Origin of the sequence: Pontibacter actiniarum (genome assembly GCF_003585765.1) — a bacterium.
In the GTDB taxonomy this organism is placed as follows: Bacteria; Bacteroidota; Bacteroidia; order Cytophagales; family Hymenobacteraceae; genus Pontibacter; species Pontibacter actiniarum.
Genome location: NZ_CP021235.1, coordinates 4,212,462 through 4,225,772, shown reverse-complemented (window position 1 = coordinate 4,225,772; position 13,311 = coordinate 4,212,462). Strand labels below are relative to the sequence as shown.

Annotated in this window: 11 protein-coding genes; 7 read left to right on the top strand and 4 right to left on the bottom strand. The window is 55.0% G+C overall.

The features are described 5' to 3' along the window. The first annotated feature begins 172 nt into the window (after positions 1-172). Positions 173-1,144: a zinc dependent phospholipase C family protein gene (locus tag CA264_RS18215; RefSeq protein ID WP_025608830.1), complete on the top strand. Its 972-nt coding sequence runs from the start codon at positions 173-175 to the stop codon at positions 1,142-1,144. Here the strand turns inward: CA264_RS18215 and CA264_RS18210 are convergent. Continuing rightward, a complete protein-coding gene (locus CA264_RS18210; RefSeq protein WP_025608829.1) occupies positions 1,141-2,046 on the bottom strand; it encodes an ion channel in 906 nt (301 codons plus the stop codon). The two genes, CA264_RS18215 and CA264_RS18210, sit on opposite strands and share 4 nt — an antisense overlap. A gap of 132 nt (positions 2,047-2,178) precedes the next feature. On the opposite strand from CA264_RS18210, the gene CA264_RS18205 reads away from it, so the two are divergent. Next, on the top strand, positions 2,179-3,750 hold the full coding sequence (locus CA264_RS18205) for a serine hydrolase (RefSeq protein WP_025608828.1): 1,572 nt from the start codon (positions 2,179-2,181) through the stop codon (positions 3,748-3,750). A gap of 513 nt (positions 3,751-4,263) precedes the next feature. On the opposite strand, the gene ettA is transcribed toward CA264_RS18205, so the two are convergent. Beyond that, positions 4,264-5,934, bottom strand: a complete 1,671-nt coding sequence (gene ettA, locus CA264_RS18200) for an energy-dependent translational throttle protein EttA (protein WP_025608827.1) — start codon at positions 5,932-5,934, stop codon at positions 4,264-4,266. Positions 5,935-6,302: 368 nt separating this feature from the next. On the opposite strand from ettA, the gene CA264_RS18195 reads away from it, so the two are divergent. The 3 genes from CA264_RS18195 (at position 6,303) to CA264_RS18185 (ending at position 8,932) form a co-directional block, all read left to right on the top strand. Further along, positions 6,303-7,616 (top strand): DUF349 domain-containing protein, encoded by a 1,314-nt coding sequence (locus tag CA264_RS18195; protein WP_025608826.1) that lies wholly within the window; start codon positions 6,303-6,305, stop codon positions 7,614-7,616. A gap of 278 nt (positions 7,617-7,894) precedes the next feature. After that, positions 7,895-8,116: a DUF2795 domain-containing protein gene (locus CA264_RS18190; protein WP_025608825.1), complete on the top strand. Its 222-nt coding sequence runs from the start codon at positions 7,895-7,897 to the stop codon at positions 8,114-8,116. 90 nt (positions 8,117-8,206) lie between these two features. Continuing rightward, positions 8,207-8,932, top strand: a complete 726-nt coding sequence (locus tag CA264_RS18185) for an ABC transporter ATP-binding protein (protein ID WP_025608824.1) — start codon at positions 8,207-8,209, stop codon at positions 8,930-8,932. Between the two features lie 30 nt (positions 8,933-8,962). Here CA264_RS18185 and CA264_RS18180 read toward each other — a convergent pair whose 3' ends face one another. After that, a complete protein-coding gene (locus tag CA264_RS18180; protein WP_025608823.1) occupies positions 8,963-9,649 on the bottom strand; it encodes a 2-C-methyl-D-erythritol 4-phosphate cytidylyltransferase in 687 nt (228 codons plus the stop codon). Between the two features lie 126 nt (positions 9,650-9,775). Beyond that, positions 9,776-10,822, bottom strand: a complete 1,047-nt coding sequence (gene queA, locus CA264_RS18175; protein WP_025608822.1) for a tRNA preQ1(34) S-adenosylmethionine ribosyltransferase-isomerase QueA — start codon at positions 10,820-10,822, stop codon at positions 9,776-9,778. A 201-nt stretch (positions 10,823-11,023) separates the two neighbouring features. Here queA and CA264_RS18170 point away from each other — a divergent pair, with 201 nt between their 5' ends. Both CA264_RS18170 and CA264_RS18165 read left to right on the top strand, forming a co-directional pair. Continuing rightward, positions 11,024-12,271, top strand: a complete 1,248-nt coding sequence (locus tag CA264_RS18170) for an ABC transporter permease (RefSeq protein ID WP_025608821.1) — start codon at positions 11,024-11,026, stop codon at positions 12,269-12,271. 143 nt (positions 12,272-12,414) lie between these two features. Further along, a complete protein-coding gene (locus CA264_RS18165) occupies positions 12,415-13,278 on the top strand; it encodes an LOG family protein (RefSeq protein WP_025608820.1) in 864 nt (287 codons plus the stop codon). Positions 13,279-13,311 lie beyond the last annotated feature (33 nt).

Genomic DNA, 13,311 nt, shown 5'->3' with positions numbered 1-13,311 from the left:
GCTCCTGTAGCAGGCGGTTCTGCTTTTTATACGCAGCAGCAGCAGTTATTGCCCTCCAGCCTCGCCATAACGCATGCTCAGGATGCGCATGTGCTACCCTAACCCCACTTCTGAACCTTAAGCAACAGGCGTTCAACAACCTATCTCCCACCAGCATGCGTACACCGCAAGTATGGCCTCCAGATCAAAAGCTATACTTCTGCTGCTCACCGTGTTGCTGCCGCTCAACGGCTATACCTGGGGCTTTTTTGCGCACCAGCGCATTAACCGGCTGGCGGTGTTTGCCCTTCCGCCCGAAATGGTGGGCTTCTACAAAAAGCACATTCGCTACATTACAGAGAACGCCGTAAACCCCGACCGCCGCCGCTATGCCGTGGAGGGGGAGGCCGCACGCCACTACATCGACCTGGACGTGTACGGCGACAGCGCCCTGCAAAAAGTGCCGCGGTTCTGGCAGCAGGCTGTGGAGAAGTACACCGAAGACACCTTGCAGGCCTACGGCATTGTGCCCTGGCACATCAGCCTGATGAAATACCAGCTGACGCAGGCGTTTAAAGAACGGAACCTCGACCGCATCCTGCGCCTCAGCACGGAGATAGGCCATTACGTGGCCGACGCCTGCGTACCGCTGCACACCACCCAGAACTACAACGGCCAGTTTACCGGCCAGCGCGGCATACACGCCTTCTGGGAAACGCGGCTGCCCGAGCTCTTCTCCGACAACTATGACTTCTTTGTTGGCCAAGCCAGCTACATTGAGCAGCCGCAGCTACGTGCCTGGGACCTGGTAGCGAGCGCCCACACAGCCCTGGACTCCGTTTTATACTTTGAGAAGCAGCTGACGCAGGAGTTTGACCAGGAAAAGAAGTATAGCTTTGAGGTTCGCAACAACCTGACCACCCGCGTGTACTCCCGTGGCTTTTCAGAGGCCTACAGCGATAAGCTAAACGGCCAGGTAGAGCGGCAGATGCGGCTGGCAGTGCACACCGTCGCCAGTTACTGGTACACCGCCTGGGTAGACGCCGGACAGCCCGACCTCCGCACGCTGGGCAAACTCTCGCCCCAGGAACAGCAGCGCCTGGAGATGGAGAAAAAGGCCTATGAGCAAGGGGCGCACAAGCCCCGCGAAGAAGGCGACCTCTAGCCTACAGGCTCTGTTTCGTGCAGCCGGAGCAGGTTAAAGACCGTCTCCCCTTCGGCGTCTGCCTCATATACTTTTTTGAAGCGGGCATTCCACAGGATCTCGTCGTACAGGTAGGAGAAGCGGGAGTGGATGTACTGGCCAAACGATTCGTCATAGCCTTTGATCATGATCAGCACCTCCGCCCTTAGCTCCTCCAGCTCCGCCGGGGTCCTGTTGTAGAGCGGGCTGTCTTCGTCGATGTGGTGCACAATGGTCCAGTTGAGCGGAAAGAAGTGCAGCGAGGCCTGCTCAAGCTTCAGGTTATAGTAGTGGCGCTCAAACTTCTCGTCCTGCACCATCAGCAACACCCTTGCCTCCATCTCCATGAGCATGTTGTTGCGCTTGTTGGCAAGCCGGAACTCCAGCGTCTTTCCCTCCCCGTGAGGAGTGATAACAGCGTTGTCGCTGTAGAGGATACGCACGTTGGGCTTCGAGAACCGGCTAAACACCACCCCGGTGATAATGGCGAACCCTACCCAGCCCAGAAAGGCCTCTATGGTGACCACCAGGTTGACGGCCACGCCGTACGGCGACAGCACACCGTAGCCCACGGTGGTAAAGGTCTGCACACTGAAGAAGAACGCGTTCAGGAAAGGCGGCAGGTCAGGGTCTATCCCATGCAGGTTCTCCACCCCGCACCACAGGTACAGCAGCGCAAACAGGATATTGATGAAGAGGTATATTACCAGAATCAGCACCGACAGGCGCTCTACCGAAAGGCTGTTGAGGTACTGGTAGGTATCGTAAAGGCGTGGCTGGCTCCCCCGCTTCACAATGTTGAAGGAGCCGTCCTTGTTCATGAGCCGCTTTGTTCTGCCGGCGTATTTTCTTCCCAGGCCGAGGTCAATGGTTCGCCCAAACATAGTCTTCCCGTAGTGTTTGTTTAAAATGCTTGTCACGCAAAGGCCGCGTGGGGTGCTTGCCCCGCGCCTGCGTTTCCCTATCCGTCCAAATATAAGTATATTGCTGCATCACAAACTACCTACACACTTTAAATGACTAACCAAACTACACCCAAGCAGTTCCGGCTGCTACTGCTGCTCCTGGTGGCCCTGCTGGTGCAGCCGCAGGCGTGGGCACAGCAGCGCACCTCCGCCACCCTTCAAAAGCTGGACGCCTACTACCAAAAGGCCCTGAAGGCATGGGATGTGCCGGGCATGGCCATCGCCATCGTGAAAGACGACTCTGTGATCTTCTCGAAAGGCTACGGCGTGCTCAACAACAAGACCGGCGGGCAGGTAGATGCCAACACGCTTTTCGGCATCGCCTCTAACACAAAGGCCTACACCGCCGCCGCCCTGGCCACCCTGGTAGACCAGGGCAAACTGAAGTGGAAGGACAAGGTAAAAGACTACGTGCCTTACCTGCAGCTCTACAGCCCTTATGTAACCGAGAACCTGACCATTGAAGACCTGCTGAGCCACCGGGTAGGCTTTAAGACCTTCAGCGGCGATTTGCTGTGGTACAACACGACCTACAGCCGCCCCGAGATTATCAAACGCATGCGTTACCTGGAGCCGGTGTATGGGTTCCGTGATGGCTACGGGTACTCTAACCTGATGTTTATTACGGCCGGTGAGGTAATTGAGCGCGTGACAGGCAAGACCTGGGAGAACTACATCAAAGAGACTTTCCTGCAGCCGCTGGGCATGAGCCGCACCTATACTTCGGTAAACGACCTGAAGGGGGTGCAGAACGTGGCCTCCCCGCACGGCTTTGATGCGCAGGGCAAGCCTTACGCCACAACCCTCACCGCCTGGGACAACTGGAACCCGGCCGCCGGTATCTTTACCAGCGTTAACCAGGATGCACAGTGGCTGCGCCTGCAGCTGAACCGCGGCACTTACAAAGGCAAGGAAATCTTTAGCGAGGAGTCCAGCCGCAACATGTGGCAGGCACACAACCCGATCCCGGTGTCCAAGCAGGCGGAGGAAAACATTCCGTCCACCCACTTTGCCGCCACGGGCTTAGGCTGGTTTGTGAGCGACTATGAAGGGCACAAGCTGGTGTACCACGGCGGCGGCCACGAAGGCATGAACAGCCGCACCGTGCTGGTGCCGGAGGAGAACCTGGGCATTGTGATACTGACCAACAGCATGAGCAGCATCATGACGCCACTGGCCAACTACACGATCGATCAGTTTCTGGAGGTGGAGCAAAGCCGCGACTGGAGCCAGGAGTACCTGGATAAAGCCGCAGAGGCCAAGAAGGCAGCGGCTGAGGAAGCCGCTAAAAAGCCGAAGGAAAAGAAGCGCAAGAGCAAGCCGGCACGCGAGCTCTCGGCCTACACCGGCACCTACCACAGCCAGCTGTACGGCAACGCCACAGTAACGCTGCAGAACGGCAAGCTACACCTGCAACTGGAGCCGGCCCCTGCCCTCAACGGCACGCTGAGCTTCCTGGAGCACGACATCTTTAACCTCGACTGGAAAAACGACTTCGCCTTGCTGCACCCCACCAATGTGCGCTTTTTAACCGGCGAGGACGGAGGCATTGCCCAGCTGCGCCTGGATTCAGACAACCCGGACTTTCATTTCGATGAGCTGAAGTTTGAGAAGGTAAAGTAGGGTCCTTTTGTCTTCCCTACAAAGCCTGCTCAGGGCTTTGTAGGGAAGCAAGTGGAACTTAGGAAGCGAGAATGGCTACTGCGCTCACTACCGCGAAATAGGCTGCTATGATCCAATAAGCAATGGCATCACTGTTGGGATAGACTTTTTTCATGATCGACAACCTTAACTGTGAGAGATACGATTAAAGCAAGAGCACATAAAACCCTTACTACTAATAGTATACGATTATAATTAAGCTTATGTTGATCATGATGATTTAAGGAATTCAGGCAGGCAAACCCAAGGTAAAAAGCCTAAAACAAAGCCCTCTGCAACACCTGCAGAGGGCTTTGTTTTAAGAGCCTCCCCCGCTCCTGCAGGCATGCTGAAGGCACGCCATAAACACCATTCCCACCCCAGCCGTTTAGGTCCGGATCGGGCATAAAAAATGGCCGCTGCAAAACCGCAGCGGCCACTCTCTGTACTTTACTCAGCACCCTAACGAGGTTAGGGCTACTAGTGCAGCAGAGGCTATACCAGCTTTTTATAGCGAATGCGCTTCGGCTCTATATCGCCCATGCGCTTCTTCTTGTTCTCTTCGTACTCTGTGTAGTTCCCCTCGAACCAGTACACCTGGGAGTCGCCCTCAAAGGCCAGGATGTGCGTACAGATGCGGTCCAGGAACCAGCGGTCGTGGGAGATGATCACGGCACAGCCGGCAAAGTTCTCCAGCGCGTCTTCCAGGGCACGAATCGCGTTCACGTCCAGGTCGTTGGTAGGTTCATCGAGCAGCAGCAGGTTACCGCCTTCTTTCAGCGTCATGGCCAGGTGCACGCGGTTACGCTCACCACCCGACAGTTTCTCTACCTTCTTCTCCTGATCACCGCCCGAGAAGTTAAACTTGCTCACATAGGCGCGAGACACCACCTGGCGACCCGCCATGATCATATGCTCTGTACCGCCTGAGATCACCTCAAACACCGATTTGTTCGGGTCTAGCTGGGCATGCTCCTGGTCTACATAGGAAATCTGCACGGTAGAGCCCACGGTAAAGTCACCGGCATCCGGCTTCTCCTGGCCTGTGATCAGTTTAAACAGCGTTGTTTTACCAGCGCCGTTCGGGCCGATGATCCCCACGATACCACCCTGCGGCAGCGCAAAGTTCAGGTCCTCAAACAGCAGCTTGTCGCCGTAGGCCTTGCTCACATGGTTCACCTCTATCACCTGGGAGCCCAGGCGCGGGCCGTCCGGGATGAACAGCTCCAGCTTCTCTTCTTTCTGAGAGGCCTCTTCTCCGGCCAGTTTATCATACTGGCTGATGCGGGCCTTGGATTTGGCATGGCGTGCCTTTGGGGCCATCTTCACCCACTCCAGCTCGCGCTGCAGTGTTTTCTGGCGCTTGCTCTCTGTCTTCTCCTCCTGTGCCAGGCGGTTAGACTTCTGCTCCAGCCAGCTGCTGTAGTTGCCTTTCCACGGAATACCCTCGCCGCGGTCCAGTTCCAGAATCCAGCCGGCCACGTTGTCCAGGAAGTAACGGTCGTGGGTTACGGCGATCACAGTGCCTTTGTACTGCTGCAGGTGCTGCTCCAGCCAGTCCACCGACTCGGCGTCCAGGTGGTTGGTCGGCTCGTCCAGCAACAGCACGTCCGGCTCCTGCAGCAGCAGGCGGCACAGGGCCACGCGGCGCTTCTCACCACCCGACAGGTTACCGATGATGGCATCCTCCGGCGGCGTGCGCAGCGCATCCATGGCGCGCTCCAGGCGGTTGTCCAGTTCCCAGGCGTTCAGCTGGTCCAGGCGCTCCTGCACCTCGCCCTGGCGCTCGATGAGCTTGTTCATCTCATCGTCGGTCATTTCCTCGCCGAACTTCATGTTGATTTCGTCGAACTCCTTCAGCAGGTTCACCACCTCGCTTACGCCTTCCTCTACCACCTGGCGAACGGTTTTGGTCGGGTCCAGCTGCGGCTCCTGCTCCAGGTAACCCACGGTGTAGCCCGGAGACCACACCACCTCGCCCTGGAACTCCTTGTCTACCCCCGCGATGACCTTGAGCAAGCTGGACTTACCCGAGCCGTTGAGGCCCAGCACGCCGATCTTGGCTCCGTAGAAAAACGAGAGGTATATGTTCTTAAGTACCTGTTTCTTTGGCGGGTAGATCTTGCTTACCCCGGCCATTGAAAAAATAATGGTTTCGTTGCTCATGCTATAAATTATAGTGTTCTGCTAATATAACCTTAACAAAGGGCCGCGCTTTTGCGTGCCACCTGCAGGCGCACCCGGTAGAATACCTATCCGCCTGATTATTATTCCATAAAGAATTACAAATATCGGAAAAATTCATGTCTTTGCACTTCACAAAAGTGCGCCGAAATCATTAAACTTGTAAAAAACTGTATGGGTAAGGTATGCACTTACTGATTTTAGCACCAGACGGCCGGTATGTGCCGCCACTGTTAACGGGCTGCGGCACCGGCAAACGCTGCAGGCCAGCCTGCGTATGCTAAGGTTAGTTTATTTTCTGATGCCTTCCCCAACAATTACGTACGACGCACATAACCCAATCCAGTAAAATGGAAAACAACAACCTATTGGAAGAAGCCAAGAAGTATGGTTTCATTCAGGACCAGCAAGTGTGGCTAAAGCCCTTTATGAATTACCCGGCCAGACAGGTGGGTGAGGTGAAAGAAACGGAAGATGACTCGCTGGTGTACTTTGCCAAGCGCTTCGAGATGTTCCGCGACAAGGTAAACAGCCTGCTGGACCGTATTGCAACCTCTGAGAACAAAGGCTCTTTCCTGATGAAGGTCCTGCACATGAAGGAGCAGGTAGGCAGCTACGATGCCCTGGGCGACTTTGAGGAGATCTATCACACCCTGAGCAAGTCTGAGGAGGAGATAAACGAAACCATTAAGCAGAACCGCGAGAAGAACCTCTCTATCAAAATCGGCCTTATACAGGAGGCGGAGGCACACAGCGAGAGCATTGACTGGAAAGAGGCGACCGAGAAGCTGAAAGACCTGCGCACCACCTGGATCAAGACAGGCCCGGTGGAGAAGGAGCTGACAGATGAGATCGAGGAGCGCTTCCGCAACGCCGTGGAGAACTTCTTCGAGCGCAAGAAGAACTTCTTTGAGGATAAGAAGCGCATGCAGAACCGCGCTTACGAACGCTACAGAGAGCTCATCAACCAGTCTTACGCCATTATGAACTCCGAAGAGTGGGAGGAGACAACGGCCAAGCTGAAGCAACTGCAGAACCAGTGGAAAGAAGTGGACGGCACCCTGCCGCGCAAAACCATGACCAACCTCTGGAACAGCTTCCGCAAGGCGCACAACCACTTCTTTGAGCGCCTGAAACGCAAGATACAGAAAGAGAAGAACGCCTCGAGAGAGCAGTTCTACGAGCAGAACTACGAAAGCAAGCAGGCGCTGGCCTCTCAGGCGGAGCAGCTGCTGCAGGAGTACAGCCTGGGCGAGGCCGTAAAGCGCGCCAAGGAGCTGCAGGCGGAGTGGAAGAAAGTAGGCCCGGTAAGCCCGGAGGTGTCGGACGCCGTGTGGGAGCGCTTCATCAAAGCGTGCGACCGTGTGTTTGAGATGAGCAGCCTGGAGCACTACATCCGCAAGCGCCAGCAGGCCAGCAACGAGACCTTCTCAGAAACCGATGGCCTGCAGGCCCGCATCAACGCCCTGAAAGACTTTATCAAGTCAGACAGGAACGAGCTGGAGGTGCTGGAGACAAACCTGGGCAAGCTGAACGACTCCCCTAGCAATGACACGTTCCGCAACATGCTGAAAGGGAAGATCCGCAACTTCAACAGAAAGATCGGCACCAAGACCGCCCTTATTGAAATGTTCCAGAGCCAGCTGAGCGCCATCTCACGCTAGCCCACGCTATACACTACAAAAAGCGCCTGCTGCCCCTGCAGCAGGCGCTTTTTGCGTTTTTACCGCCGGGGCCCACCGCCGCTTACAGCTCGTGTTACAACCACTGCTGAACCCCTGAAAATTATTGTGCGCATTTTGAACATTTGTGTTTTATTTGCGTTGTGTTGTTAAAAACAGACAAAAAAGCAATTAATATTTCGCAAAAATTTTTGTTCTTGTTTTTATTCATACTTTTGCAAACTATTTTAATTAGCCAATAAGTTAAAGGAGAAAATACTATGTACTGGACACTTGAATTAGCTTCATACCTGGAGGACGCACCCTGGCCAGCAACTAAAGACGAGCTGATCGACTTCTCTATCCGCTCAGGCGCACCGATGGAGGTTGTAGAGAACCTGCAAGCGCTGGAGGATGACGGACAGCCTTACGAGAACATCGAAGAGATCTGGCCTGACTACCCGACCAAAGAGGACTTCATGTTCAACGAGGACGAGTACTAGTCTAATTAAGAATGATGAATTACGAATTATGAATGGTTCGTACGCCTGTAATTCATAACTCATAATTTAAAATTCATAATTGAGCAAAGCTTGATCGTTGACGCACAAAACTTGGTTGCGGGTTATGGCCAGAGGGTCCTGATCCGCAACCTTTCTTTTTCTATTCCCTCGCCTGCCTTTGTAGCCATCATCGGGCACAATGGGGCGGGTAAAACAACGCTTTTCCGGGCCTTTCAGGGGAAAATAGACTATGAGGGGCAGCTACTGGTGCAGGGGCATAACCTGCGGCACCTTTCCAACCCGTCCGCCAAAGGCCTGCTGGCCTACCTCCCGCAGAAGAACACCATCAACTTTCCTATCAAGGTGCACGACCTGGTCGTGATGGGCCTGTTCCGCAAGAAGCGCTTCTTTGAGCACTACGGCCCGGATGACTACGCGCTAGCGGCACGTACGCTAGAGCAGCTGCAGCTCTCCCACCTCATCGACCACGATTTTACCACACTTTCCGGCGGCGAGCAGCAACTGGTGTGGCTGGCCCAACTCATGCTGCAGGATGCAGGCATTAACCTGCTGGATGAGCCGACACAGCAACTGGACGTGTACTACAAGAGCAAAGTGTTCAGCCTGCTGCAGGAGTGGGTTGTGCAAAGCGGCAAAACGATCCTTTGCATTACGCATGACCTGCAAAACCTGCAAAGCCTGCGGGGCTACCTGCTCAACCTGTCCAAGCCAACGCCTGTGCTGGAGGCCATCTCCCCGGAAGCGGTGCAGGAGAACCAGGCTTTCCTGGAGGCTGGCCGGCAGCCTGCTCTGTAGCAGAACAGGCTCAGCACGCAACCCCGCCCCCTACCCCTGTAGGTCCTGGCTGGCAAAGGCCTCTGCAAGTATAAGGTCCTCGGGCGTGGTGATTTTGATGTTGCGGTAACTGCCTTCCACCAGCGTGATTTTCTCCCCTGTGCTTTCCACCACCGAGGCATCATCGGTAAAGTGCTCCTGCTCGGGCTGCTCATAGGCTTTGCGAAGGATGCTTGCCCGGAAACACTGCGGCGTTTGCACCAACTTGTACTTTGCACGCGGCACGGCACGGCTTCCGCTCTCCGTCAGCTCCCGTATAGAGTCTTTCGGTGATACGGCCACCACCGCGCTCCCCTGCTGCTCCGCCGCCTCAAAGGCAGCCTTGATTGTCTCTGTTTCCACAAACGGGCGCACCCCGTCGTGCACCGCGACCAGGCCCTCCCCCATCACCGCATCCAGGCCGTTTTTTACAGAGCCAAAGCGTGTGGCACCACCCGGCACCGTCATGTGGAAGAGCTTAAAAGTATGTTTGCGGCACAGCTCACGCCACGTGTTTAGCTGCTCCTGGGGCAACACCACGATCAACCTGATAGCCGGGTTATACTTGTAGAACCGCTCTATGGTGTGCATCAGGACCGGTTTGCCCGCCACTTCCAGAAACTGCTTCGGGGTATCGCGCTGCATCCGGCTGCCGGAGCCTCCCGCCACGATGATTGCATATTGGGGTAATTGTGCCATAGCTGCAAAGATAGGTTTTTGGGTGCTGAGTTCCGAGGCATGTGTAGCGGCCGCACCCGGGGGCCATACAAAACAAAAGCCCCGGCTGTAAGGCCGGGGCTTTTGCGCTTCAGAAACAGTTTATACTTACAGAATCAGCATTACGTCGCCGTAGCTGAAGAAGCGGTAGTTCTCTTTCACGGCCTCCTCATAGGCTTTCATCACCAGTTCGTAGCCTCCGAAAGCGGCAGCCATCATCAGCAGTGTGCTTTCCGGCATGTGGAAGTTGGTTAGCAGGCAGTTGGCGATCTTAAAGTCGTACGGAGGGAAGATGAAACGGTCTGTCCAGCCTTCGTTAGCCTTAAGGCGGCTGTTAGCCGAAACCGACGACTCCAGGGCGCGCATGGTGGTGGTACCGATGGCACACACACGCTTCTTGCTGTCCAGCGCCTTGTTTACACGCTCAGCAGTAGCGGCAGGCACCATAAAGTTTTCGGAGTCCATCTTGTGCTTGGTCAGGTCCTCCACGTCTACCGGGCGGAAAGTGCCCAGGCCTACGTGCAGCGTAACCGGCTCCACATCCACCCCTTTAATCTCCAGGCGCTTCATCACCTCTTTTGTAAAGTGCAGCCCTGCCGTTGGGGCAGCCACGGCACCTACGTTCTTGGCATACACCGTCTGGTAACGCTCACGGTCTTCCGGCTCTGCCTCACGCTTAATGTACTTTGGCAGTGGCGTTTCGCCCAAATCGTTAATGGTTTTGTAGAATTCTTCATCCGGACCGTCAAAAAGGAACTTGATCGTACGGCCGCGGGAAGTAGTATTATCGATCACCTCGGCTACCAGGTCGCTGTCGCCGAAGTATAGTTTGTTGCCTACGCGGATCTTGCGGGCCGGGTCTACCAGCACATCCCACAGGTGGATTTCCTTGTTCAGCTCGCGCAGCAGAAAAACTTCAATCTTAGCCCCTGTTTTCTCTTTGTTACCGTACAGGCGGGCCGGAAACACTTTGGTATCGTTCACCACCATCACATCCCCTTCGTCGAAGTACTCCAGGATGTCTTTAAACACGCGGTGCTCGATTTTACCAGAGTCGCGGTGCACCACCATCATGCGCGATTCATCGCGGTTTTCGCTAGGGTGCGTGGCCAGGTAACTTTCGGGGAGATCAAACTTAAATTCAGATAACTTCATATATCAAATATTACGGTATTTGGTTTCCAATCTATAGGGTACCATCCGGTTACACAACAGTTGAACCGCCCGCCGGGGTTCATAAGCAACCGTCACTAAAAAACAAAAAATCAAGGCGCAAATTTACTCAGTTTGGCCGAATTATTCTTACTTTTAAGAAAATTACTTCGATACGTTATACCCTGACACAAGAAAAGCACTATGATATACCTGCGTTTGATAGCGGAGAGCTTCCGGTTTGCCTGGCAGGCTTTGCGCGCCAACCTGCTGCGCACCATCCTGTCGCTGCTGGGGGTTACCATCGGTATCTTCGCGATCATTTCGGTGTTCACGCTGGTAGACTCGCTGGAGCGGAACGTGCGCGACAGCATGAGCTTTGTCGGCGACAAGGTTATTTATGTGGAGAAGTGGCCCTGGTCCACGGGGGGCAACTACCCCTGGTGGAAGTACTTTCAGAGGCCGGAGGCCACGGCGCGGGAGTTCAGGCTGCTGCAGGAGCGCATTACCACCAGCAACGGCGTGGCTATCTTCGCCAACAAAGGGGGCAACACCTTTAAGCAAGGCAACAACAGCTACTCCGACGGCACCCTGATGGGCGTTTCCTATGACTACCCGAAGGTAAGCGAGGTGCCCGTGGTTGACGGCCGCTACTTCACCCCGCAGGAGGCCGACGCCGCCCGCAACGTGATCGTGATCGGCGATGAGGTGGCCAACTCCCTGTTCCCGTACGGCAGCCCCATTGGCCAGGACCTGAAGGTGGGGGGCCAGAAATTCACCGTGGTAGGCGTAATAGAGAAACAGGGAGAGAACATGTTCGGGATGCCAAACATGGACCAGATGGGCATGATCCCGTACAGCACCTTCTCCAAAATGTACGATGTAGGGCCAAGCGGCATGGGCTCCACTATTGCCTTAAAGGGCCGCGAGGATGACCCGGGCCTGCTCGAGCTGGAGTATGAAACCAAGGGAGTGATGCGCAACATACGGGGCCTGCGCCCGCGCGACGAGGACAACTTTGCCATGAACCGCCCCGAAATGCTACAGGATGCCATTGGCGGCTTCTTTGACGTGGTGGGGCTGGCAGGCTGGGTGATCGGCGGCTTTGCCATACTGGTGGGTGGCTTCGGCATCGCCAACATCATGTTTGTGTCGGTAAAGGAGCGGACCAACATCATTGGCATACAAAAATCGCTGGGGGCTAAAAATTATTTTATCCTGTTCCAGTTTCTGTTTGAGTCGGTGTTTTTGAGTTTGTTAGGCGGTGGCATCGGTATCCTGCTGGTGTTGTTGCTCACGCTTATCCCGCAGGATATCATGAAGGTTACCCTGTCGGCAGGCAACATTATACTTGGCCTTGGCGTATCGGCGGTGATAGGCATGCTTTCGGGCATCATACCTGCCGTACTGGCCTCAAACCTAGACCCGGTTATTGCAATCCGATCCAAATAGATATATTTACGTCCCTGGCTCTGCCGTGCTCCCTCACTGCACCGCCGGGCCATGGGCTGATTTTAAATAGGTGATGACGCGCGCCTGCGGGAAAGCAGGCGCAGGAGGGTAACCCCTCCGTAGAAGATGACGAGAAAAAATTTATGACAAAGCTTAGAAAAACAAGCAAGACCAAGCTGCACGAAGAATCAATCAATACCGGCAGCGGGCAAACCATTCTGAAACCGGATGTAAACGAGAATAAGGCCAGATCGGTAACCGACCTGCGCGAGAGCGGACAGTCCACGGCTGCACCGGCCTCTGAGGAAGACAGAAAGATACGCCAGGCCTTTGTAGACAAAGACTGGAACGAGATTAAAATCGCCGACTCCTGGCAGATTTTCAAAGTGATGGCTGAGTTTGTGGACGGTTTTGAGAAACTGGCTAAAATCGGCCCTTGCGTGTCGGTGTTCGGCTCGGCCCGCACCAAATCCGACAACAAGTACTACATCATGGCCGAGGAGATCGCCGCTAAACTGGTGCGCCACGGCTACGGTGTGATCACGGGCGGCGGCCCGGGCATTATGGAGGCTGGCAACAAAGGCGCTCACTCCGAAGGAGGGCGCTCGGTAGGCCTGAACATCCAGCTGCCGTTCGAGCAGTTCAACAACATCTACATCGACTCCGACAAGCTCATCAACTTCGACTACTTCTTTGTGCGCAAGGTGATGTTCGTGAAGTATGCCCAGGGCTTTATCGGCATGCCGGGCGGCTTCGGCACACTCGACGAGCTGTTTGAGGCGATCACGCTGATCCAAACGAAAAAAATCGGCGCTTTCCCGATCGTACTGGTGGGCCGCTCCTACTGGGAGGGCCTGTTTAAGTGGATCGAGGACGTGATGCTGCACACAGAGAACAACATCAGCGCCGAGGACCTGGACCTGGTGCACATTGTGGACGACGCTACCGAGGCCGTGAAGATCATCGACGACTTCTACAGCAAATACCTGCTGTCTCCAAACTTCTAAGAGAAGCGAGAAGCGCTTGTTGTACTTACACAG